The organism is Corynebacterium macginleyi (assembly GCF_003688935.1).
GTDB classification, from domain to species: Bacteria; Actinomycetota; Actinomycetes; order Mycobacteriales; family Mycobacteriaceae; genus Corynebacterium; species Corynebacterium macginleyi.
Window position 1 is genome coordinate 1 of sequence record NZ_REGE01000020.1, and the last position, 21,642, is coordinate 21,642.

At 56.7% G+C, this 21,642-nt stretch carries 22 protein-coding genes, 1 tRNA gene and 4 pseudogenes; 17 read left to right on the plus strand and 10 right to left on the minus strand.

From position 1 onward, the window contains the following. Positions 1-102 precede the first annotated feature (102 nt). The 3 genes and pseudogenes from D9V82_RS10125 to D9V82_RS12740 form a co-directional block, all read right to left on the minus strand. A complete protein-coding gene (locus tag D9V82_RS10125) occupies positions 103-435 on the minus strand; it encodes an IS3 family transposase (RefSeq protein ID WP_167449790.1) in 333 nt (110 codons plus the stop codon). A 76-nt stretch (positions 436-511) separates the two neighbouring features. Then, positions 512-769: pseudogene (locus D9V82_RS10130) on the minus strand (transposase); the annotation flags it as partial. A 340-nt stretch (positions 770-1,109) separates the two neighbouring features. Beyond that, positions 1,110-1,332: pseudogene (locus D9V82_RS12740) on the minus strand (hypothetical protein). Between the two features lie 82 nt (positions 1,333-1,414). On the opposite strand from D9V82_RS12740, the gene D9V82_RS10140 reads away from it, so the two are divergent. Both D9V82_RS10140 and D9V82_RS10145 read left to right on the plus strand, forming a co-directional pair. Continuing rightward, on the plus strand, positions 1,415-1,996 hold the full coding sequence (locus D9V82_RS10140; RefSeq protein WP_121912263.1) for an ABC transporter ATP-binding protein: 582 nt from the start codon (positions 1,415-1,417) through the stop codon (positions 1,994-1,996). Further along, positions 1,969-2,898, plus strand: a complete 930-nt coding sequence (locus D9V82_RS10145; RefSeq protein ID WP_147446199.1) for an ABC transporter permease — start codon at positions 1,969-1,971, stop codon at positions 2,896-2,898. Before D9V82_RS10140 ends, D9V82_RS10145 begins: the two co-directional genes overlap by 28 nt. 150 nt (positions 2,899-3,048) lie before the next feature. On the opposite strand, the pseudogene D9V82_RS13140 reads toward D9V82_RS10145, so the two are convergent. The 3 genes and pseudogenes from D9V82_RS13140 to D9V82_RS10155 all read right to left on the minus strand — a co-directional run. After that, a pseudogene (locus tag D9V82_RS13140) lies at positions 3,049-3,288 on the minus strand (hypothetical protein); the annotation flags it as partial. Positions 3,289-3,408: 120 nt separating this feature from the next. Then, a pseudogene (locus D9V82_RS10150) lies at positions 3,409-3,645 on the minus strand (ATP-binding protein); the annotation flags it as partial. A 609-nt stretch (positions 3,646-4,254) separates the two neighbouring features. Further along, positions 4,255-5,148, minus strand: a complete 894-nt coding sequence (locus D9V82_RS10155; RefSeq protein WP_121912285.1) for an exodeoxyribonuclease III — start codon at positions 5,146-5,148, stop codon at positions 4,255-4,257. 334 nt (positions 5,149-5,482) lie between these two features. Between D9V82_RS10155 and D9V82_RS10160 the strand changes: the two genes are divergently transcribed. The 3 genes from D9V82_RS10160 to D9V82_RS10175 all read left to right on the plus strand — a co-directional run bounded on the left by D9V82_RS10160 (position 5,483) and on the right by D9V82_RS10175 (position 11,760). Beyond that, on the plus strand, positions 5,483-7,696 hold the full coding sequence (locus D9V82_RS10160; RefSeq protein ID WP_121912265.1) for an NADP-dependent isocitrate dehydrogenase: 2,214 nt from the start codon (positions 5,483-5,485) through the stop codon (positions 7,694-7,696). Positions 7,697-8,171: 475 nt separating this feature from the next. After that, positions 8,172-9,551 (plus strand): PepSY-associated TM helix domain-containing protein, encoded by a 1,380-nt coding sequence (locus D9V82_RS10170; RefSeq protein WP_121912267.1) that lies wholly within the window; start codon positions 8,172-8,174, stop codon positions 9,549-9,551. A 73-nt stretch (positions 9,552-9,624) separates the two neighbouring features. Further along, entirely contained in the window at positions 9,625-11,760 is a 2,136-nt protein-coding gene (locus D9V82_RS10175) for a M3 family metallopeptidase (protein WP_121912268.1), read from the plus strand. Here D9V82_RS10175 and pdxT read toward each other — a convergent pair. Continuing rightward, positions 11,757-12,416 carry a pyridoxal 5'-phosphate synthase glutaminase subunit PdxT gene (pdxT, locus tag D9V82_RS10180; RefSeq protein WP_183122511.1) on the minus strand — a complete coding sequence of 220 codons (660 nt, stop codon included), beginning with the start codon at positions 12,414-12,416 and terminating at the stop codon, positions 11,757-11,759. The two genes, D9V82_RS10175 and pdxT, sit on opposite strands and share 4 nt — an antisense overlap. Then, positions 12,376-13,263, minus strand: a complete 888-nt coding sequence (gene pdxS, locus D9V82_RS10185) for a pyridoxal 5'-phosphate synthase lyase subunit PdxS (protein ID WP_167449791.1) — start codon at positions 13,261-13,263, stop codon at positions 12,376-12,378. The genes pdxT and pdxS overlap by 41 nt, the downstream gene beginning before the upstream one ends. A gap of 94 nt (positions 13,264-13,357) precedes the next feature. Here pdxS and D9V82_RS12285 point away from each other — a divergent pair, with 94 nt between their 5' ends. The 3 genes from D9V82_RS12285 to D9V82_RS10195 all read left to right on the plus strand — a co-directional run bounded on the left by D9V82_RS12285 (position 13,358) and on the right by D9V82_RS10195 (position 14,399). Next, a complete protein-coding gene (locus tag D9V82_RS12285) occupies positions 13,358-13,546 on the plus strand; it encodes a hypothetical protein (RefSeq protein ID WP_167449792.1) in 189 nt (62 codons plus the stop codon). Positions 13,547-13,818: 272 nt separating this feature from the next. Then, positions 13,819-14,049, plus strand: coding sequence for a hypothetical protein (locus D9V82_RS10190; RefSeq protein WP_121912269.1), 231 nt, complete (start codon positions 13,819-13,821; stop codon positions 14,047-14,049). Continuing rightward, positions 14,049-14,399: an Asp23/Gls24 family envelope stress response protein gene (locus D9V82_RS10195; protein WP_121912270.1), complete on the plus strand. Its 351-nt coding sequence runs from the start codon at positions 14,049-14,051 to the stop codon at positions 14,397-14,399. The genes D9V82_RS10190 and D9V82_RS10195 overlap by 1 nt, the downstream gene beginning before the upstream one ends. Before the next feature lie 24 nt (positions 14,400-14,423). On the opposite strand, the gene D9V82_RS10200 is transcribed toward D9V82_RS10195, so the two are convergent. Next, positions 14,424-16,145 carry a cytochrome c biogenesis protein CcdA gene (locus tag D9V82_RS10200; RefSeq protein ID WP_121912271.1) on the minus strand — a complete coding sequence of 574 codons (1,722 nt, stop codon included), beginning with the start codon at positions 16,143-16,145 and terminating at the stop codon, positions 14,424-14,426. 274 nt (positions 16,146-16,419) lie between these two features. On the opposite strand from D9V82_RS10200, the gene D9V82_RS12445 reads away from it, so the two are divergent. From D9V82_RS12445 to D9V82_RS10240, 9 genes are all read left to right on the plus strand, one after another. Then, complete coding sequence (locus D9V82_RS12445) at positions 16,420-16,794, plus strand: hypothetical protein (RefSeq protein ID WP_183122509.1); 375 nt, start codon at positions 16,420-16,422, stop codon at positions 16,792-16,794. A 62-nt stretch (positions 16,795-16,856) separates the two neighbouring features. Then, positions 16,857-17,453 (plus strand): sigma-70 family RNA polymerase sigma factor, encoded by a 597-nt coding sequence (locus D9V82_RS10210; protein WP_234457236.1) that lies wholly within the window; start codon positions 16,857-16,859, stop codon positions 17,451-17,453. Then, entirely contained in the window at positions 17,440-18,204 is a 765-nt protein-coding gene (locus tag D9V82_RS10215; protein ID WP_121912273.1) for an anti-sigma factor, read from the plus strand. The genes D9V82_RS10210 and D9V82_RS10215 overlap by 14 nt, the downstream gene beginning before the upstream one ends. A gap of 155 nt (positions 18,205-18,359) precedes the next feature. Then, positions 18,360-18,623, plus strand: coding sequence for a hypothetical protein (locus tag D9V82_RS10220; protein WP_121912274.1), 264 nt, complete (start codon positions 18,360-18,362; stop codon positions 18,621-18,623). A gap of 48 nt (positions 18,624-18,671) precedes the next feature. Continuing rightward, positions 18,672-19,133, plus strand: coding sequence for an alpha/beta-hydrolase N-terminal domain-containing protein (locus D9V82_RS12930; protein WP_259466295.1), 462 nt, complete (start codon positions 18,672-18,674; stop codon positions 19,131-19,133). Next, positions 19,130-19,900, plus strand: coding sequence for an alpha/beta-hydrolase N-terminal domain-containing protein (locus D9V82_RS12935; RefSeq protein ID WP_275414596.1), 771 nt, complete (start codon positions 19,130-19,132; stop codon positions 19,898-19,900). Before D9V82_RS12930 ends, D9V82_RS12935 begins: the two co-directional genes overlap by 4 nt. A gap of 112 nt (positions 19,901-20,012) precedes the next feature. After that, on the plus strand, positions 20,013-20,177 hold the full coding sequence (locus D9V82_RS10230) for a hypothetical protein (RefSeq protein WP_121912275.1): 165 nt from the start codon (positions 20,013-20,015) through the stop codon (positions 20,175-20,177). Between the two features lie 300 nt (positions 20,178-20,477). After that, positions 20,478-20,669 carry a helix-turn-helix domain-containing protein gene (locus D9V82_RS13145; RefSeq protein WP_121912276.1) on the plus strand — a complete coding sequence of 64 codons (192 nt, stop codon included), beginning with the start codon at positions 20,478-20,480 and terminating at the stop codon, positions 20,667-20,669. Positions 20,670-20,824: 155 nt separating this feature from the next. After that, positions 20,825-21,151: a restriction endonuclease subunit S gene (locus D9V82_RS10240; RefSeq protein WP_204084055.1), complete on the plus strand. Its 327-nt coding sequence runs from the start codon at positions 20,825-20,827 to the stop codon at positions 21,149-21,151. A 362-nt stretch (positions 21,152-21,513) separates the two neighbouring features. On the opposite strand, the gene D9V82_RS10245 is transcribed toward D9V82_RS10240, so the two are convergent. After that, a tRNA-Ala gene (locus D9V82_RS10245) sits at positions 21,514-21,589 on the minus strand. Positions 21,590-21,642: the final 53 nt, after the last annotated feature.

Genomic DNA, 21,642 nt, shown 5'->3' on the forward strand with positions numbered 1-21,642 from the left:
GCGGTCATCGTCATATGCCTTTCGGTGAGATGTGGTAGTTGAGTCGAAAGGTTAACTGACGGTGACCGCCCCACTATTTCCGGGGCCCACCATCAGCAAGCGTTACACCACACTACTGGACGCAACCCGGCCTACTAGATCTGGCATGACGCGGTGACCAGGCTTACGCCTGGTAGTAATGCATCGACGCCGTTTGCTAAAGCCTTGAAGTCCCATGGTTTTCATGATGCGTGCGACTTTTTTGTGATTTATCGGGCCGAAATCCGTATCACTGTTGAGGCTTGCCGCGATGCGTTTAGCACCGTAAAGCCCGTGCTCATCATCGAAGATGGTCTTGATTCTTGCACCAATAAGACCGTCGGAATACATCTTTAACCTGCGCTTTTTACGGGTGCTCACCCATTTATAAAACGAGGAACGATTCAGCTTCAACACGTGGCACATCCGCTTAACCGAGTACTCGGTTCGGTGGTCATAGACACACTGGAAGCAGAACTCCCTGTGAGTTGCTTTAAGCAAAATACTTCGCGGCCTTACGCAGGATATCGCGTTCTTCGCGCAGCTTAGAGACTTCCTTTTCCAGCTGTCGGATTCGCGCAGAATCATTCGCCGCTTGGGCTTTATCCTGCACTACTTTAATGCGAGCACGTTTGCCGGTGCCGTACTTTTTGACCCATGAATGCAGCGAGGCACGGTTGATACCGAGCTCTGCTGATGCTGAGTTCAGCGAGAGGTCCTCATTGTTTTCATAGAGGGCCACGGCATCGCGTGTGAACTGTTCTCAGTACCTGGACATGGTGGTAGATTACCTTTCTTGCCAACTCGACTGGGCTGGATATCAGGTGTCCACCAAATGGGGGTCAGGTCCGGGCTTTGGACCGCCGATAACCACGCGAGGTGATAAATCCACCATCCCGGTTATTTTTCCACGTCTTGCTGATGAACTCGACAGAGAAACGATTCCGGTATTTATCGATGAACCGGATCATTTCTTAACGTTGTTGGCCTGGTTCCGACGCGAAAAAGCTGACGCAGCCTTCAACAACTCATTAGTATCGCGGAGCTCTTGATTTTCACGGCGCAGCCTCGCGTTTTCGGCGGCCAAGTCTTCAGGGACAGGTTCTGGGGTGCTTCCCACGCGGCGGGCAGGCTTTAGTCCGCTGACGAGCCGTGTGCCATGAAACCCCCAACTTAGGGGCTACTGCCTGACACGCGGGGTGCATCGATATGGTTTCCGCGACGATGCGTGTCCTCTACAAGACGGACCACACGATCCTTTGCGTCCTAGTCAAAAATCTTCTTGGCATGTTCCGGATTTTCCCATCTACTCAAACGAAACAAACTTAGGACACTTCAGTTATAAGATTGGACGTTATCTAGCCTATTAATTCCGAGTATGGAATAATCTACAACTATGCTTACGGTAGATGCTTCGATAGGTTATACTACAGTACTTTGTTCCTTAAACCAGGTTTTTCTAACTGGCCGCCTATACGGCATCGTAGGGAAAAATGGATCCGGTAAATCAAGTCTTCTTCGTACAATATCTGGGGAAACGTATCCATTGGAAGGGAAAGTTTTACTTAATGATATCGACACGTGGTCAACCAAGTTGATCGGAAAAATAATTTATATATCTTCGCCCACTTTTTATCCAGACATGTCAGTCGGTGAACATATAAAACTCCTTGAAAAAACACAAAAGATTTCATACTCCAAGACGGTAGAAGCATGGGGGCTATCGGACTTATTAGAATTGTCACCCTCCATGCTTTCGAGTGGGCAACAGCAAAGATTTTCCCTTGCAATCCAGCTTGCGATGGAAAAAGCACAGGTGTTATTGCTGGATGAACCTGAACGTCACCTTGACGATTTTTGGGTTGAGAGGCTGTGTAGAGTCTTGGAGCGCAAAGCCTTAGAAGGGGCAACTGTTATTATCGCTAGCCATTCAGAAAAAATCCTTAATCAATGCAACACAAAAATCAATTTAAGCTAAGAAAAGTGAATGCAATGAGTTCGATAGTGAAGGTAGTAGAGTATACAATCTGGGGTACCTTTGCGGTATCTGCTGCTTTTTTCACAATCGACTGGATCATCAATGAAGCGCAGAGTAACAACGTCGACACTGGATACTCTCGGCAATTAATTGTGCATATTTTGGCTATTCTTGTTACGGCTATAGCCTTCGAAAAATTTTTGCCAATGAGGGCCATTTCCCCAGAGGATTGGGTTTATAAAGTTCGGCCATCGCAGGGACTACGCTTTAGTGGTGCCGGTATTTTGATGCAGATTCTTGGTTTTGGCTGCGTCGGACTGGTTATCGGTGCGGCTAACGGTCACGTTGTCCTGTACTCAGTGATAGCCATAACCTTAAGGATGCCCCCTTTAGCTGTCCGTAACGCTACAGTACCAAAACTCTTGAAAGCAGGTCGGACGAAGAATGTTGCGCAGTCAAGCGGTACAATTTTAGATTCCGAGATAGTTCACGCTGCAATAACAACTACCCAATTAAGGTGGGTAAAATTTCCCCTGACATCGAACTATAGCGTCCTAACCTTAGCGAGAATATCAAGGCAACCATATTTGCTTCTGTTTGGCCTTGATATCGTACTTCTGAGTTGGAGTATAGCGCAGACACTACCTAAACAGTCCTTTATATTATTCCTCGTATCTTGGGGAGTTCTTGGCGGGGCGATTGCACGGTGTGCGGATTTTTCTGAGCTTGGGGGTAGTATATACCCACAGTATGCTCTATTGTTTGTTCATTCACTACTCGGCATTTTAATAGTGGTCGTAACTATAAATCCGGTTCATCCATTAATCGCGAGTGTACTTCTTGGCCCTACAATTGGTTGGTGTGGCTGGACTCGTAGTAAAAAAGGCGTGTTGAGCAGCTAAACCTTATTGAAACCGGGATTTTTGGCTCCTTTTCTCCCGAACAGATAAGCTTCTACCTCTCGGGCTTGTTTCCGATGCTTCTTGCCGCTTTGTTCACCTCTGCTTATGTAATCTAATTGTTCAAATTTCACTTTGAATCGGGTCAAAGCGTTAAGTAGCAAAATGTGTGTCTGTTTGGCGTGTCGTCGGCTGGGCACTTTTTGTCATTTCATGAGTTCTTTTTCTGATTCCTATGAAGTGTGAGGATTCGGTTGGGATAGCGTTGTCGTAGAAGGCTGGTCGACCTGTTTCCGGGTCGGCCGTGTTGTGGTCTTCCGGGGGTAAGGCCTTGGACTTTGGCGAGTAGGTCTCGCCCGAAATACACTGCCCGGCGATCTCTAAAGGGGTGTCAGCTGCGAGTTTTTGGTACCAGTGTTCTGGGGACTCGGAACTGTCGTGTTCCGGGTAGTTGGTACCGGGCCGAGGGGTGCGTCGGCCCGGAACGTCTGTCTTAGTTGTCTGGGGTGGTGGGGCGGTGGCTTTGCGCATGTCGAAATCTCCGATAGGGATTCGGTGGCCGTTGTTGAGGCGGCTTACAAGCGAATCGGCTCCGATTCTGTCTGGCAGTGTTTCAACCCAATAGGCGGCAGCTGATTGGGAGGAGATAAGTGTCGGCAGCCGCCCGTCGCGGTCGAATATGATCTTGGTTAGGTCTTCCTGCCCGCGCTGGTTGATACTGATGGTCATAAAGTCGTCGATGATAAGGACGGATCTTACCCCCATTTGGTGACCCATGAATGTAGCTAGGCACGGTTGATTCCGAGCTTGGCTGATGCTGCGTTCAGCGAGAGGTCCTCATTGTTTTCATAGAGGGCCACACCGTCGCGTGTGAACTGTTCTCAGTACCTGGACATGGTGGTAGATTACCTTTCTTGCCAACTCGACTGGGTTGGATATCAAGTGTCCACCAAACGAGGGTAACCTCAGCGGCTACAGGCTCAGTGTGGAGTATTGCAAAACCGTCGCGCGCGCATTAGCCTAAAAGTGACAGCACAGTTCATCCCTGAATTGCGGCTGCACAATCAAAAGGGCCCCAACCGACTGGTACTCGGTTGAGACCCTCGGGCCTTAAAGACCCACGTGAAGCACAACTGCAATGAGCTTCACTGTTACGGTCGCAAGTGTTATGACCTTGATTGCCACATCGAGCCAGTTAAGCTTCGTTGCGTCAAGGTCTTTTCTTTTGCGACCGGGTGTATCCAATGAGTGTTTACCCATTGTCTACCTCCCTTTACGGACCTGACCCCCTTTTGGTGGACACCTGATATCCACCACATGCGGGTCAAGGCCCTTTAAGTGCGCGAAACAGCCTCGACATTAAGCGTATTCCACTAGCAGCGGCGAGTGATCAGACCAGCGCTGCTCCACGGTCGGGGCCTTGTCCACCCAGGTGCGCTGCGCGCGGTCGAGCAGCGGTTTAGTAGCGGCCTGGTAGTCAATGCGCCAGCCTGCATCATTATTGAAGGCCTGTCCACGGTAGGTCCACCAGGTATAGGGTCCGTCTACTTCTGGAAGGAGCCGACGTGCCACATCAAACCACTGCGGCGCGGTGGCCGTCTGCCACGGCGTGGTACCGACGTAGTCCACGACGCCGAGCCACTTACCCAGGTTCTTTTTCTCCTGCGGCTCCGCATCCGGGAAGCTGCCGAATACATGGTCCAGGAAGGCGCGTTCTTCCGGCAGGTGGCCAGCCTTCTTCTCGTTGGCCACATTATTTTTCAAATCCTGGGCGCGATGGCAGATATTCCAATCACCACCGATGACCATGTCTTTATTTGCGTTTTCTGCCAGCACGGAATCAAATTCATCCAAGAAGTGGTACTTTTCATCCAGCTTCGGAGAATCGGTATCACCGGAAGGCAAATACAGCGAGGCCACGCGTATATCGCGGGTGGTGGCGGCGATCCAGCGGCCAGCATCGGCAAAGGAGCCGAAGCCAATTTCGACATCGGCAAGCGGCGTGCGGGAGAGGATGCCAACTCCGGCGCGGCCCTTGGCGGCGGCCTCAGCAAGCTCTAGGTGCCAGCCCGCCTCCAAGGCAGGGGCCAGAGCTTTCTTGGCTTGGTCCGGGGTGGCGCGTACCTCTTGCATAAGCACGATATCGGCCGGGGTCTGTTCCAACCAGGCGTTCATGCCGGGGTTATTGTCGTTGCGCTGCTTGCACGCGGCGCGGATTCCATTCACGTTAACGCTAGCGATGGTAATGCTCATGGTGCTCCAGAATATAGGCGTGTGCGGTGATACTTCTAGCCGCGGTAGCAAACCCACGGAAACGAACTCGGTAGTGCCGATAGCACACGCGCTAAGAACCATAACCACCAAGACAACGGTGCGCCGCATGGTAGAAATCCCCATCTAGCGGGGCTCCGATACACCTGCCCATAAAGAATGTTTAGGCCGCAGCCGAGTAAAGAAATGTACCCGGCGCATGGCCCCATAACCGTTGCCACCCAGCTCCATAATGTACCGAGTTCTCCACATGGAATGGATAAAATCGGTAATCTGATCACCTGAAGAAATATTCCCACATTTAATTAGGAGAATCATGGCTAAGATTACGTGGACCCGGACCGATGAGGCGCCGCTTTTGGCGACCTACTCCCTCAAACCCATCGTGGAGGCCTTCGCTTCCACTGCGGGTATTGAGGTAGAAACCCGTGATATTTCCCTGGCTGCCCGCATCTTAGCGCAGTTCCCGGAGCGTCTGACCGAGGACCAGAAGGTAGAAGACGCCCTAGCTGAGCTGGGCAAGATGGCTAAAACCCCCGAGGCTAATATCATCAAGCTACCGAATATTTCGGCTTCCCTGGTGCAGCTGAAGAAGGCCATCGCCGAGCTGCAGGCCGGCGGCTACGACCTACCTGATTACCCGGATAACCCCTCCACCGACGAGGAAAAAGACATCGCGGCCCGCTATGATTCCGTAAAAGGCTCCGCCGTTAACCCCGTCCTGCGTGAGGGTAACTCCGACCGCCGCGCGCCGGAGGCCGTGAAGAACTTTGTAAAGAAGCACCCGCACCGCATGGGTGAATGGTCCAAGGATTCCAAAACCAACGTCGCCACCATGGACAATAACGACTTCCGCCACAACGAGAAGTCCATTATCATCCCTGCGGAAGACACCCTGTCCATCGTGCTGAAGACCGCCGACGGCGAGCAGACCCTGCTGCCGGAGCTGCCGGTCCTGCAGGGCGAAGTCATCGACGGCACCTTCATGTCCGCCAAGGCTCTGGATGAGTTCCTGCTCCAGCAGGTCAAGCGCGCCAAGGAAGAAGGCGTGCTCTTTTCCACCCACTTGAAGGCCACCATGATGAAAGTCTCTGACCCTATCATCTTCGGCCACGTCGTGCGCACCTACTTCGCCGATGTGTTTGCTAAGTACGGCGACGAGCTCATCTCCGCCGGCCTCAACGGCGAAAACGGCTTGGGTTCCATCTTGGAGGGCTTGAACAAGCTCGACAACGGTGAGGAGATCAAGGCCGCGTTCGAATCCGCGCTTGCCGATGGCCCCGATCTCGCCATGGTCAACTCCCACAAAGGCATCACCAACCTGCATGTGCCCTCCGATGTCATCATTGATGCCTCCATGCCGGCGATGATCCGCACCTCCGGCCATATGTGGGACAAGAATGACGAAGAGCAGGACACCCTCGCCGTCATCCCGGACTCCTCCTATGCCGGCGTGTACCAAGCCGTTATCGAGGACTGCAAGGAAAACGGCGCCTTTGACCCCACTACCATGGGCACCGTGCCGAACGTCGGCCTGATGGCTCAAAAGGCCGAGGAATACGGCTCTCACAACAAGACCTTCAAGGTGCCCGAAGCCGGCACCGTGGAGGTCCGCAACTCCACGGGTGAGGTGCTCATCGAGCACGACGTGGTGGCCGGCGATATCTGGCGCGCCTGCCAGACCAAGGACGAGCCAATCCAGGACTGGGTCAAGCTCGCCGTCAACCGCGCACGCCTATCCGGCATGAAGACCATCTTCTGGCTAGACCCAGAGCGCGGCCACGACCGCAATATCCAGTCCCTGGTGGAGAAGTATCTCAAAGACCACGACACCGAGGGCTTGGACATCGAGATCCAGGATCCGGTCACCGCTACCAAGACCTCCATCGAGCGCATCCGCCGCGGCGAGGATACCATCTCCGTGACCGGTAACGTGCTCCGTGATTACAACACGGACCTCTTCCCCATCCTCGAGTTGGGCACCTCCGCAAAGATGCTGTCCGTGGTTCCACTGATGGCAGGCGGCGGTCTCTTCGAGACCGGTGCCGGCGGCTCCGCCCCGAAACACGTGCAGCAGGTGCAGGAAGAAAACCACCTGCGCTGGGACTCCCTCGGTGAGTTCCTAGCGCTGGCCGAGTCCTTCCGCCACGAGAACCAGACCAACGGCAACGAGAAAGCCGGTGTCCTGGCTACCACCCTGGACAAAGCCACCGAACGCCTGCTGAACGAGGGCAAGTCTCCCTCCCGCAAGGTGGGCGAGAACGACAACCGCAGTTCTCACTTCTTCCTCGCCACTTTCTGGGCCGAGGAGTTGGCGAACCAGACCGAAGATACGGATCTCGCGGTCGCCTTCAAGGACGTCGCCGCCGCGCTTTCCGGCAAGGCCGATGAAATCTCCCAGGCTCTTATCGATGCCCAGGGTGAGGCCGCCGACCTCGGCGGTTACTACTGGCCCGACGACCACAAGACCTCTGCTGTGATGCGTCCTGTCACCCAGTTCAATGAGATCATCGATGGTTTAAAGAAGTAAAGCCACGTTAGTTTTTCTACCCCAAGACCGCTTCGACTACTCCCTGAGTTCGGAGCGGTCTTTTCTTGCTTCGTTCGCTGAAAACCCGGCCAAAGCAACCGTTTTTATCACCAAATTTGCCCTTTTACCTGCACAGACCTTTTCTTGCTCGTTTCTTGCTTCGAAAACCAAAATGGTTGCGCCCGCTAACGTGGTAAACCAGGAGTCCGCGCTAAGCCTCATGCCCGTGCATAACAAGGCGACCATCTTATCAATCCAACGGGCGTAGCCTCCGGAAAATGGACGTTCCAGGGTAACGCCTGATCAAGCACTCCAGGTCGCAGATTTGTGCGCTGAGCGTTTTCTCGCCCCCGGTTTTGTATATCTGAAAAATTTTTCACCTTTCGGGAACCACGGTTGCCTAAGTTCCGACTATTAGTGCAGTTGATATCAGCACCTATACACCTGACTACTACGCACGAAGGAGAACCATTTTATGAGTCGCACGGCTCTGCATTCCTTCATCCAACGCATACACTTCTACGGCGGCATGTTCGTCGGCCCCTTCATCCTTATCGCGGCATTGACCGGCTGCCTCTATGCTGTGGCGCCCGCCCTAGAAAAGTTTGTTTACCGCGACGTCATGACCGTCGAGAAAGTAGATAACCCGGTAAGTCTGGAGGAGCAAATCAGCGCCGCTCAAAAGGAGCACCCGGATATGCCGGTTTCCCAGGTGTGGCCGGCGGAAACTCCGACGGACTCCACGCGCGTGCTGGTAACGGACCCGGGCATCGACGAAAGCCTGCAACGCACCGTCTTTATTAACCCGGCCGATGGCAAGGTCATCGGCGATTACCCGACCTACTCGGGCCTGGGGGAAATGCCGCTGCGCCGCTGGATTTCCTCGCTTCATGAAAGCTTTCACCTAGGCAAGGCGGGCGAGCTCTACTCCGAGCTAGCCGCCTCGTGGCTATGGGTCCTGGCCTGCGGCGGACTCTACATGTGGTGGATTCGCCGCCCAAAAAAAGCAGCCGCATCGCCGAAGAACCAGCCGCACCACTCTAAGCGCTGGAAGGCCACTCGCCTGCACTCCACGATGGGAGCCTGGACTTTCATCGGACTCGTTGGCCTGTCCGTGACCGGCATCACTTGGTCGCAGCTGGCCGGCGCCAACGTCAATTCCGTGGTGGAGAAGCTGAATTGGAAGGCCACGCCCATTGAGACCTCGTTGTCCCCGGACACGTCTGCTTCCGACCATGCTGGCCACGCCGGGCATGAGGGCCACGGCGGCGACGCGGATTCTAACGACGAAGCACCGGATCCCGCAGTCATCGCCGAGCAGGCAGAGCGCGTCTATGCCACCGGTCGCGCAGAAGGCCTGACGGGGCCGCTACGCTTGTATGCGCCGGCGGACACCAACTCGGGTTGGAAGATCAGCGAGCGCTGGGTCGAGTGGCGCTATACTTCCGATCAAGTTTCCGTGGACGGTTCCACCGGCAACGTCATCGACCGCCAGCCTTTCTCCGAGCTGCCGCTGTTTAGCAAGCTCAGCAGCTGGGGTATCTACCTGCACATGGGCATCATGTTCGGCCTGCCACTACAGATTGCCCTATTCGTCCTCGGCCTCGCCATCGTCGGTATGGTTATTCTGGGCTACTACATGTGGTGGAAGCGCCGACCGCAATTTGCCCCGGGCTCTAAGCGGCATTTCACCTGGGCCACCACCGGCCTAGGTGCGCTCTTTGCGGCAACCGTCGGTGTATTTATGCCACTGTTGGGCATTACCCTTGCCGCATTTTTAATCCTCGACATCATCTTGATGAATACCGGAAAGCGAAAAGCCACCCCACCGAAGAAGCAGAAAGAAAACGCGTAGTTGGTGCCAGTGGGCTAGTAATCTTAGTGAAAACCATCACCGAGGGCGGAGTTAATGGGTACATTGGTCATTTATGACTAACCCATTACTCCGCCCTTCATCGTTGCCCTACCAACTCCCACCGTTTGCGGAGATTAAAGTCGAGCACTACCGCCCCGCCTTCGACGAAGCCCTCGCGCGCCACGAGGCCGAGCTCACAGCCATTACCGCTAACCCCGCCGCACCCACGTGGGAAAACACGGTGGAGGCCCTCGAGCGGTCCGGCCAAGACCTCGACCGCGTCATGGCAGTGTTTGGCAATCTCTCTGGCACGGACGTCACCGATGAGATGGAAGAGATCGCCGCCGAGATCTATCCGCGCCTTTCCGCCCACTACGACGCGATGTACCAGGACGAAATTCTCTACCAGCGCATCAAGGACGCCATCCCGCCCGTCGGCGATGAGGAGGGTGCGCGCCTACACGAACACCTGCTGCGCACCTTCGCACGCCAGGGCGCGGATCTCGATGCCACCGGCAAGGCTCACCTATCCGCTATCAACCAGCGCCTGTCCGCCCTTTCGGAGGAATTCGGCCGCAACTTGCTGGCCTCCACGCGCAAGCACGCCGTCGAGTTCACGGAGGAAGAGCTCGAAGGCCTGCCACCGGAGCGCATTGCCTCAGCCAAGGAGGATGCCAAGGCCCTAGGCCGAGAAGGCTATGTCATTCCGCTCGAGCTGCCCACCGTGCAATCGGAGCAGTCCCGCTTGGCTAGGCAGGGGGCACGGAAGAAGCTCTATGCGGCATCGGCAAGCAGGGGCTCCGAAAACAATATTCCAGGGCTTATCGAGGCCGTCCAGCTGCGCGCCAAGCGCGCCGAGCTGCTGGGCTATGCCTCCCACGCCGATTACGTCATAGCGGAAGAAACCGCTGGCAGCGCTGATGCCGCGCACACCATGCTTGCAGACCTCGCCCCCGCCGCCGCGGCCAATGCCGCCGGCGAGCACAAGTTGCTAGCCGAGGAAGCCACGCTCAACGAGCAAGACTTCCACGCCGCCGACTGGCCCTACTGGGAATCCAAGGTCCGTGCCCGCGACTTCTCGCTCGACGAGGAGGAGCTGCGCCAGTACTTTCCCCTGGACAAGGTCCTCACCCGGGGCGTATTCGCCGCCGCCGAGCGCCTGTACGGCATTTCCGTTATCCCGCGCGAGGACCTGGAGGGCTATGCCGAAGGCGTGCGCGTGTGGGAGGTGTTCGACAAGAATGTCGAACACGAGGATGACGACGCGCACGAAGATGACGACGAACACGAGGATGACGACGAGCACGAAGATGACGACGAGCACGAAGATGACGACGAACACAAAGATAACGTCGAGCACAAGGGAATCGGCCTGCTGCTCACGGATTACTTCGGCCGCCCCAGCAAGCGCGGAGGCGCGTGGATGAGCCAGTTCGTGGGCCAATCCGGTCTGCTGAAGCGCAAGCCGGTCATCGTCAATGTGCTGGGCATTACCAAGCCCGCCGATGGTTCTCAGCCCTTGCTGAGCCTGGAGGAAGTGCACACCCTCTTCCACGAGTTCGGCCATGCCTTGCACGGGCTGCTTTCCGATGTCCGCTACCCCACCTTCGCCGGCACCAACGTCCCGCGCGACTGGGTGGAGTTTCCCTCGCAAATCAATGAGAACTGGGCGCTAGATAAAACGCTAGTCAAGCAGTACGCGCACCACGTCGACACCGGCGAGACGATCCCCGATGAGCTGCTCGATGCTGTGACCGCCGCCTCCGAATTTGGCCAAGGTTTTGCTACCTCAGAATACTTGGCAGCCGCTATTATCGATTTGGCGTGGCATTCGCTAAGCTCCCAGGACGCCGCAGCCCTGGAGGCCACCCCGGAGGCCGTGGACGCTTTCGAGGAGAATGCCTTGCGCGCGGTGGGTCTGGATAACCCGCACATCGCACCTCGCTACCGCTCGACGTATTTCAACCACATTTTCGGCGGCGGCTACTCTGCGGGCTACTACTCCTACCTGTGGGCCGAAGCGCTCGATGCCGATGGATTCGAATGGTTCAAAGAACACAGCGATCTGCGCGCCGCCGGCCAGAAGTTCCGGGACCTAATCCTTTCCCGCGGCGCCTCCCGCGATTTCGGCGCAGCTTACCGCGATTTCCGCGGGCGCGATAAGGACCTGGCACCGCTTCTCAAGCGCCGCGGCCTATCCGGCGCCTAGGAGATACCGGCCAGCCATGCGGCGTGCACGCGCGCCTCATCGTTTTCTTCCGGGTGAAAGCTCAAAGCGGTCACGGCGCCGTGGCGCACACCCACCACCACTTCCGCCGCGTCTTCGTGCGGCACGGTAGCGATGACCTCCACGCCTTCGCCGACGCGGGTAACCAGCGGGGCGCGGATGAAGCTGGCCTCAATGGGCAGCGTTTCGTCCCCAACCACAACCGGCACAGTGCGCTCGGCGGAAAAGCGCTGGTTGCCAAAGGCATTGCGCCGCACAGTGATATCGAGCAGTCCGAGGGTCTGTTGACCCGGCGAGGGGTTCTCCAGCTCGCGGGCGCAATAAATTAGCCCCGCACAGGTAGCGAGCACCGGAAGGCCACGATCTACCGCCGCGCGCAGCGGATCGGCCACGCCAAAGGCACGGGCGAGCTTATCGATGACACTCGACTCCCCACCCGGAATCACTAGCCCATCCAGCCTCTCGAGATCGTGCGGTACCCGCACCCGGCGCGTCCCCACCCCCAGGCCTGAAAGGATGCGCAGGTGCTCTTCCACGCCGCCTTGCAGCGCGAGCACGCCAATCGTGGCGTTGCCGTCTTCTGGGTGTGCCACGCGCTTACCAGCCGCGTTCGGCCAAACGGTGCGGCGCCGGCACATCGCCGACATTGATGCCGACCATAGCCTCACCCAGACCGCGGGAGAGCTTGGCGAGCTCGGCGGGGTCATCGTAAAGCGTAGAGGCTTTCACAATGGCCTCTGCGCGCGCCGCCGGGTTGCCGGATTTGAAGATGCCGGAGCCCACGAAGACGCCTTCGGCGCCCATTTGGCGGACGAGGGCGGCATCAGCAGGCGTGGCCACGCCGCCGGCAACGAAAAGGACGACCGGCAGCTTGCCAGTTTCTGCAACCTCCGCTACCAGGTCGTACGGTGCCTGGAGTTCCTTGGCGGCGACGTAGAGCTCGTCGCGGTCGAGGTGCTGCAGGCGGGCAATTTCCGCGCGAATCGTGCGCAGGTGCTTGACGGCCTCGGAGACATCGCCGGTGCCGGCCTCGCCCTTGGAGCGAATCATGGCCGCTCCCTCGGTGATGCGACGCAAGGCCTCACCCAAGTTGGTCGCGCCGCACACAAATGGCACGTCAAAGTCCCACTTATTGATGTGGTTGACGTAATCGGCGGGGCTGAGCACCTCAGACTCATCGATGAAATCCACGCCGAGCTCGCCTAAAATCTGCGCCTCGACGAAGTGGCCGATGCGCGCCTTCGCCATCACGGGGATGGATACGGCGTCGACGATGCCCTCAATCAGCTCCGGATCGGACATGCGAGCCACACCACCCTGGGCACGAATATCGGCGGGCACGCGCTCCAGTGCCATGACGGCGCTCGCGCCGGCGTCTTCGGCGATGCGCGCCTGTTCCGGGGTCACGACGTCCATGATGACGCCGCCCTTGAGCATGTCAGCTAGTCCACGTTTCACGCGCGTGGTCGCAATATTTTCGGTCATGCGCTCTATACTGCCCTGCCCAAGTGGCACAAGCAAAGAACCATTCCCCGCGTGTTGGATTGTATCGCTTACCCTGTTTTCATACCCGTGGTCCTTGACCACACCGATACCCGCGCCCTGCGGGTGCACAATCGCCGCCGCCGTGCGCGCCGCCGGCCACGGCATTAAGCTGACTCCGCTACGCGAATACTGGGGTGACGTGGACGGCAAAGACGGCGTCGTTTTAAGCTTTGGCCACTTGAGCAATGAAAAGGTGGAATACGCCTTAGAAACTAGGACCTGACCCCCATGTGGTAGACACCCATACCCAACCCTGACACTGTCCCCAAACTCAGAGATTCAGAAAGGACAGCTACACCACTCCACCGGACCTGACCCTACTCTCGAAAGTCCGTTCACGATATCTGAACTGGCTCTGCGAAGCTTGGTCCGCGATGCTGTCGATGGCGTTGAAGATGTGCATTCCTTGAAAACGCACTTCGAATACGACGAGACTTTCAGTGCAGACGAGGCTGACAGTGCTGGAGATGCAAAAACAGCCAGCGAGTCCCCACCATGCCACGCAGGCTGGACTGCGAAGTTGCGGTGAAGGTTCACTACGGCGCCGACGCAGGTTCGGCAGTTATCCCCAACTTCCAGCGCGTGGCCGAAGAAGTAATTGGCACAGTCTCCGAGAAACTGGTCCACAACTTGGACATCCGAGACTTTGGCGTAAACGTGCATATTGCTGACTTGTATTTCGCACCCGCAGCCGGTGATGAACACCGGAAAGAGGTTTCAGCGTAGTGGGTAAACACTCCGACAACGCAGCAGAAGCAGTATTGGATCCCGGGCGCCTGGCCAGCATCGTGGAAGCCGTGTCCGGAGTAGTGGAAATGGAAGCTGGCATAGAATCCTGGCGGCGCACCATCGACGATCGATTCTTCCACCGCAACAACGATAAGCGGGCGCAGCCCGGTCTCATCATCGATAAAGAACAGCATTTCGTCACCGTGGAAGTCGCCCTCGAAAGCACTGCGCGGATCGTCAAAGTCGTGGACGACATCCAAAAGGCGGTCAAGGAAGCACTGCAGGATGCTTTGCCTGCAGACGCTTCCGACTACACCGTTCTTGTGCGGGTTCAGTCGATTCACTAAGCGAACCACCGCCCCCACCAGCGACTATCCAAAGGTCAGGGAGTACAGCTTTACGCCCGTCCCGGGGCGTACGCTCAGCTCACCTGCTTCCTGCTTATCAGTCTTGAGGATATCCACAGTGCCATCCGCCTTAATGGGGAAACGGCGGGTGGAACCGTCCTTGTAGGTCACGGTGATTTCTCCGTCACCGGATACCACCAACTGCACTCGAGCGGCCTGGTAGTTCAGGTATAGCGTGGCCCCATCCTCTACAGGCTGGATGGACTCACCCTCCAGCGACCATTTCCCCTCCAGGCTATACTGGAACTTCTCGGTCTGCGACTTGTCGAAGTCTTGCGTGCCCTTTACATACTTCTTCGAGGGATTAGAAAAATACCTCGCACGCTCCGTGCCAAGATAAGTCTCGGGGTTGCGCTTCTGGGACGTGGGGGCGTCCTTAAAAGAACCACCGCCCCGCTCCACGAGCTCAGGCAGCTCGATACCTGGGTTGGCATCCTGCAACAGCTGCCGAACCAATTGCTCCGTTTCGGCATAGGCGCCTTCGCCCTCGTGAATCTGGCGTACCTTACCCATGTGATCAACCAGGTAATGCGCAGGCCAGTAGCGGTTATTGAATGCGCGCCACGTGGTGAAGTCGTTATCTTGAGCCACGGGGTAGTTGATGCCCTGATCGCGAACGGCCGCAGCCACGTTGGCTGCCTCGTGCTCGAAGGCGTATTCAGGAGCATGCACGCCCACGACCTGCAGGCCGCTATCCCGGTAGTTGTCGTAGAGCTTCGTGATGTGCTCGTTGGCTCGCTGGCAGTTGATGCAAGCGTAGGCCCAGAAATCCACCAGCGTGATGGTCTGCTTGTCATTCACCCGCGCTGGGTTCCGGGGATCCACGGGCTTGTCGGTATTCAACCAGCCCTCGAGGCCCTTAAATTCCGGCACAATGCCGCAATCCTGCAGTTTGTCAGGGTTGGCATTCCTGCACTTTTCTAGGTTGCCGTTGCTTTCTCCCTCGCCGCTATTGGCTTTTCGCAGAGCGTCTTGTGTGCGGTCGGAAGAGTTGAATTTATCCTGCACGCCCGCGGTCCAGTCCGGTAGCGCCCGCTGCAGAGCCGCCGGAGCGTTCAACGCGATAGCCACTGCCAAAAGGATAATCAGCACGCCGGCACCGTAGGAGATGCCCTTGCGGTGTTTGCGCACGAAATCCGCGCGGGTACCGATTTGCTTGCCGGCGAGCGCAAAGAAAAACAGGGGAGTGCAGGCGCCGATGGCGAAGCTGACGGCCAGCACGACGTTGCCCCAGCCGATGTCACCCGTTGCACCTGCTACAGTTACGGCCGCCAAAACCGGACCCGCGCAGGGCGAATAGACTGCTCCTAGTGCCAAGCCCACGCCGAAGCCGGAGCCCCCGCGGTTGGTAATTCGCTGAATCCAGCCGGGGATGCGTATGCGCGAGAACGGCCTTTCCAGGTGATCGCCCAGTGCGGGCCACAGCATGCTTACGCCGACGAGCACCAACAGCGCCACACCGGCCCAGCGCAGTAAATCCTTCGGCAGCCCCAGCGCGCTGAGGACCAACGTGCCCAGCAGTGTGACCACTGTGAAGCTCAGTGCGATTCCTGTGGCTACCAGCCACGGCTTGCGCCTTTTGTCCGTACTAACCGCCAGCACGATTGGTAGTACCGGCAGAATGCACGGCGAAAGTCCCGTCACCAGCCCACCGATCAGCCCGATGAGAGCAATGTCCCATGTCATGTTTGTTCTGTTCCTTCCTTCGCTTTTTGACGCCACTACGGGCCAGTACCCCAGCCTTGTGCATCACTGACTTACTTAAATGACTACGGAGCGAATGCGGAAACTGGATTGCGAAAACTTTTTTTAAAAACCTCCAATCCATACTGGAAAAGGGCTCCGTATGTACTCATGACACGGCACTTGAAGGCGCCGTGCGGAACACACAAGTGACGCAGAAGCTGTACCTCGCACTGTTGAGAAGAGCACTGCTGGATACTCCGAAGGAGCAACGAGAATGAACACTCGCAAGATCAACCGCGCACACAACCGCACCACCGGCCAGTCTGTAGCTCGCGCTGCAGCTGTCCTTGCCCTGACCGGCGTAACGAGCCTGGGGCTGGCTGCCTGCAACGATTCCGGCGACTCCGACAGCGGCTCTTCCTCTAACTCGTCTTCGATGACGAGCGAGGACAAGATGGAAAAGTCTGACTCCATGAGCACTGCGAACAAGATGGAGACGGACGAGAAGATGATGCCTTCCGAGGAGTCGGCCATGACGGAGAAGATGGAAAAGAAGATGGACGGCATCGAAAACAAGATGGAAGAGAAGATGGACAAGATGGAGCACAACGACAAGATGGAGCACGACGACAAGATGGAAAACAAGTAATCTAGCGGGAGTTTTAACCCCAGATCATTGCGTACCAATCGGATCGCATTACGATGGACACGATGGCCATAGTCGAAAGAGAAACACTGGAGAGCTTAATGCTGCTCACCCAACAGGGTGATGCAGCATCTTTTGCGCGCCTTTACGATCAAATTGCTCCGCAGGTATTGGGCCTAGCGGTGCAGATTCTTCATGACCAAGCTCAGGGCGAAGAAGTTACCCAAGAGGTGTTCATCGAAGTCTGGCAGCGTGCGGCGGACTTCGACCCGGAGAAAGGTTCGGCGAATAGCTGGATTTTGCGCCGGGCGAGACTGCGCGCGATTGATCGTGTCCGAAGTGCCATAGCCACGCTGAAAAGGGACGACCGAGAGGCGTTCCTGCTGGCGTCCATAAAAAGGGATGGCGTGGAAGAACAAGCTCTACGTAACGTCCAGCGCCATGCCGTGCGTACCTCTCTAGAGATTATGGGCGAACCGCACAAAACCGCGATCCTGCTGGCCTACTTCGGCGATATGACTCACGCGGAGCTTGCTCGGGCGACGGGCGTACCACTGGGGACTGCGAAGACGCGTGTGCGCGATGGCCTTCGTAAGTTAGAGAAAATTCTGAATCAACAACGCGAAGTGCTGGCGGAAGGGGTGCCTAATGAGTCAAGATAAGCCGTATTTTGGTGAGCTGGAACGCGACCTGGCCGAACTGGCTGAACCAGTGGCACCCTCCCCGGAGCTGAAGGCCAACATCATGGCCGCCATCGGCTCGGGCGAATACTCGCAGTTAGCCCCGGGGGCCGACGACGGGGCTAAAGCTACTGTTAGCGGCAATGTTGTACCCTTGCGACAGGAGCAAGCTGCGTCGGAAGATGCTACTGGAGGCATACGCCGAGGCTTCGGGCGAGCTGCCGTGGCCGCTGCTGCCGCCATCGTTCTTATTGCCGGGGTAGGGATCGTCGGCACCACCGGTGGCCCAAGGGGCGGCAACAATGGTGGTTCGACCGTTTCTGAGAATGCCAAGGGTGTTCCCTCCGAGGACGGCAGTGGTGTACCCGACGAGAAGTTCATGCAGGGTGCCGCAGCCGAGAACCACATGCACTCCATCATGGCTATGGGTGATGTACGCAGCGTATCCCTGCAGGCTGACGGCTCCACGTTGGACGTGGTGGTCTCCGCAGAAATGGATTCCGGCGGGGCGATGGTCAATGGTGCCCCGGTGCTGAAGCGGGGAATGGGTGCCCAAGTGTGGTCGATCGATAAGGCGGGTAACGCTCGTTCAGCTGGTGTTATTGGCCAAGACCCACACGACAATGTGTGGATGCCCCTGCCAGCAGACACGATGGCAGTGCGGGTAACTGAAGAACCGCTCGGTGGCAGCCACGCTCCGAGGGGCACTGTTCTAGCCGAAGAAAGGCTCTAAAAAGATAGAGGCGCTGGGCTTGGGGAAGTTCGTGGCCACGGTGCAGGTGCGGTGAACGCAGGTGATGCGCGATGAACGCAAGTCGTGTTGGGAGAAGTAAAACCTCTACTGAAGAAATCAGAAAAACTGCCCTGCCCAACGGAGAACCGCAACTCATGAGCTACACGAATACCACGTATCACTACACCGACCCGTTCACCGGCGAAGCGCAAACCATCACGGGCCCTGAGGGCAAGGCGTACCTGCTAGTGGAACTAGTGGAACGTGGCGAGGAAGTTCGCGTAGGTAATCCCTTGAATTTCTACGACGACCACGCGTCCGCCCGTGAGGCCGTCATGGCTCGGCTAAATGAAAAAGCACGGACTCTCGAGGACTACGAAGAGTATTACGTCACCCACGCAACGGTGTGTGAAATCTAGTGCTAGGCCAGCGACACCCAGCAACTCCCCATGTGTAAACTGCGGCGATTGATTTTCCCGAATCTGCAACGGCGAGCGAAGTGGGCCTCCTTAACAGCGCTGTCGTATTCTTTTCGCGCCGCAGCCGGAGCGGTAGAACTCTACGCCAACCTCTTTCCGGGTGTGCGCCTGAACAGGCGTTATGCACTGGATCCTCGCCGTGGCCTAGGAATCATCGGTGCTGAGATCGGTATGTGGAATGCGCTCTCCCCATCTTTGCTTCCACACCCTTGGTGGGCCATTGCCGGGAATGCTGCCACCCCGCAGGCAGTCGGGCACTTCAACGGGATCGTCGTCGCCAGTGCTGTGCTGCCCGCTTTTCGCGCATGTGGCGTGGATCTACAACAGGCAGTGAACAAGCCAGGATATAGGCAGGCCTACCGCGCCATGCACGGCGCCTTTACCCTGGCCACGGCTGCTGTCGCATACAGGTTCTACAAGCGGCAGGGGGGGAATCCGCAGACCTTGTGAGTAGTAAACGCCTCGGCCCACCGGCGGCTTTCACCGGAGTGGCTATTAGCACCTTGGGATACGGGGCATTCCTCCTTATCGGAGACCTGCTGCAATCCAGCTTCGACGTCACCCGGCATTCCCTGCGCCGCTTCGTGCCCGCTCCCGCGGCGGTGCCAATGGCAGCCGGGGCGGTGGCTGCAATCACCTTCCTTATCTCTGAAAAAATTTTATTGCGCCAGCTGTTGTCAAAATTCAACGAAAAAGCAGAATTGGTTAATCGGCGTGTGTACTGGGGATACCAACAGCCGTGGGAGCCTGAACGCTCGGGCTCCGTGTGGTCCCACGGGCGGTGGATCGCCCTTGGTGCCCAGGGGCGGGTGATGGCCGGGGGCGGGCTACGGGCGCGGGACATCACGGCAGTCACAGGCTGGACTGATGCGCACGAACCGATCCGTATCTACGGCGGTTTGGCTCCGGGGCGCTCTCTGGAGAGCAATGCCGAAGTAGTCAAGCGCGAAATCCTGCGAACCGGGGCGCTGCGCCGCTCGACCCTCGTCATCCACACTTCTACGGGCACGGGGTGGGTGCCGGATTGGCAGTTGGATACCGTGGACTTTTTGACAGGTGGGAACTGTGCGAATGTGACGATGCAATATTCGTATGTGCAGTCGCCTGTGGCTTACGCGTTGGATCGCGATACCCCGGTGCGGGCGGCTAGATTGCTGATAGGCGCTGTACTGGAGCTTATAGACGATATGCAAACCCCCCGAAGGGTTTTGAACTGACCCCGGACCTGACCCCCATTTGGTGGACACCTGATATCCAACCCAGTCGGGTTGGGAAGATTGGTAATCTACCACCACATCCAGGTACTGAGACCAGTTCAAGCGCGATGCCGTGGCCCTCTATGAAAACAATGAGGACCTCTCGCTGAACGCAGCATCAGCCGAGCTCGGAATCAACCGAGCCTCGCTACATTCATGGGTCAAAAAGTACGGCACCGGCAAACGTGCCCGCATAAAAGCAGTGCATGATAAAGCCCAAGCGGCGAATGATTCGTGAGACGGATCCGCCAGATCGAAAAAGAGGTCTCCAAGCTGCGCGAAGAACGCGATATTCTGCGCAACGCTGCGACATAGTGTGCTTAAAGCAACTCACAGGGAGTTCTGCTTCTCAGCTTTGTCTATGACCACCGAACCGAGTACTCGGCTCACACGGATGTGCCATGTGTTAAAGCTGAATCGTTCCTCGTTTTATACATGGGTCCACACCCGTAAAAAGCGCAGGTTAAACATGTATTCTGACGGTGTTATTGGTGTAAGAATCACAACCATCTTTTGATGATGAACATGGTCTTTGACGATGCTCAAACGCATCGCCGCAAGCCTTAAGGAGGACACGGCGTTTACCCCGGTCAACCACAAGAAAGTTGCACGAATTATGAAATCCATGGGACTTCAAGGGCTTTACCAAGCGTCGCCGATGCATCACTACCAGGCGCAAGCCCGGCCACCGCGTCATGCCGGATTTAGTAGGCCGCAAATTCACAGCTAAAGAGCCGAACCGTGCCTATGTCGGCGACATGTATCTACCTGCTTATGACAAGGGAGGCAAAAACATGTACCTTGCCACGGTCATTGATACCTACTCGCGGAAACGTGCAGGATATGGCATTTACAGACCACAGGTAAGGCTTACTGGTCATCGATGTGAAGAGCGGAAAACACTTGTTCTTTGCGGGTCAAATTCTCTACTCGAAAATACGTCCCTACCTTTCCAAGGTCGTCATTGCGGACTTCGATGGCCTGTGTAGCGCCGACATGTATCCCATTGAAGCAAAGCAGAATCGGGATTATTTATTCTTCCTCATGCTCTCTCGTGAATTCGTGTACAAAACTTCAACTGCTGGCTCCCGTACAGTGCTACCAAAAATCAATCAAAAGGAGCTAAATGCGTTAACTTTCAACATTCCGCCTCACAAGGAACAGGAAGTGATTGTGGGCCGTTTAAAGGATGCTTTGGACGCAGCAGACTAAGTCGATCAACGAGTATCCGACGCGGTAGAGGCCCTGCATGCAACACGTTCGAGTTTCACCGCCGCCGCACTGGCAGGACACATATGGTAGGCACCTACGTCCACAGCAAGCAATTATTGACTATGGCACCGAAATTGACTCAGGATTCTAACAATTGACACTCAACCCCTATACCTTTTGACGGCACCCCCAGTCTGGACCTCGCGCGACCGAACCTGCCCGCAGGAAGCCGCCATCAGCCCTGCACCCACCCGCACCTGAGCAACACCGAACCCCTCGAATCCCGCGAAATACCAGGTAAAACGCGGAACCCAAGGGGTTCAGATCGTACTCGAATCTTTGTATCAAAAATCGAGTACAAATGGTGGAGCTAACGGGATTCGAACCCGTGACCCCCACACTGCCAGTGTGGTGCGCTACCAGCTGCGCCATAGCCCCAAATACGAGGTGCAACCCTGCGGGTTGCACCTCGTATAAATATACATGGCAAT

What these genes read in the sequence shown, in the direction of transcription:
- D9V82_RS10220 (WP_121912274.1), top strand. Translation starts at nt 18,360, where the DNA reads ATGAGCTACACGAATACCACGTATCACTACACCGACCCGTTCACCGGC.
- D9V82_RS10200 (WP_121912271.1), bottom strand. Translation starts at nt 16,145, where the DNA reads ATGACATGGGACATTGCTCTCATCGGGCTGATCGGTGGGCTGGTGACG.
- D9V82_RS13145 (WP_121912276.1), top strand. Translation starts at nt 20,478, where the DNA reads ATGCTCAAACGCATCGCCGCAAGCCTTAAGGAGGACACGGCGTTTACC.
- pdxS (WP_167449791.1), bottom strand. Translation starts at nt 13,263, where the DNA reads ATGACCGAAAATATTGCGACCACGCGCGTGAAACGTGGACTAGCTGAC.
- D9V82_RS10210 (WP_234457236.1), top strand. Translation starts at nt 16,857, where the DNA reads ATGGCCATAGTCGAAAGAGAAACACTGGAGAGCTTAATGCTGCTCACC.
- D9V82_RS10170 (WP_121912267.1), top strand. Translation starts at nt 8,172, where the DNA reads ATGAGTCGCACGGCTCTGCATTCCTTCATCCAACGCATACACTTCTAC.
- D9V82_RS12445 (WP_183122509.1), top strand. Translation starts at nt 16,420, where the DNA reads ATGAACACTCGCAAGATCAACCGCGCACACAACCGCACCACCGGCCAG.
- D9V82_RS10175 (WP_121912268.1), top strand. Translation starts at nt 9,625, where the DNA reads ATGACTAACCCATTACTCCGCCCTTCATCGTTGCCCTACCAACTCCCA.
- pdxT (WP_183122511.1), bottom strand. Translation starts at nt 12,416, where the DNA reads ATGTGCCGGCGCCGCACCGTTTGGCCGAACGCGGCTGGTAAGCGCGTG.
- D9V82_RS10140 (WP_121912263.1), top strand. Translation starts at nt 1,415, where the DNA reads ATGCTTACGGTAGATGCTTCGATAGGTTATACTACAGTACTTTGTTCC.
- D9V82_RS10145 (WP_147446199.1), top strand. Translation starts at nt 1,969, where the DNA reads ATGCAACACAAAAATCAATTTAAGCTAAGAAAAGTGAATGCAATGAGT.
- D9V82_RS10215 (WP_121912273.1), top strand. Translation starts at nt 17,440, where the DNA reads ATGAGTCAAGATAAGCCGTATTTTGGTGAGCTGGAACGCGACCTGGCC.
- D9V82_RS10155 (WP_121912285.1), bottom strand. Translation starts at nt 5,148, where the DNA reads ATGAGCATTACCATCGCTAGCGTTAACGTGAATGGAATCCGCGCCGCG.
- D9V82_RS10160 (WP_121912265.1), top strand. Translation starts at nt 5,483, where the DNA reads ATGGCTAAGATTACGTGGACCCGGACCGATGAGGCGCCGCTTTTGGCG.
- D9V82_RS10190 (WP_121912269.1), top strand. Translation starts at nt 13,819, where the DNA reads ATGCCACGCAGGCTGGACTGCGAAGTTGCGGTGAAGGTTCACTACGGC.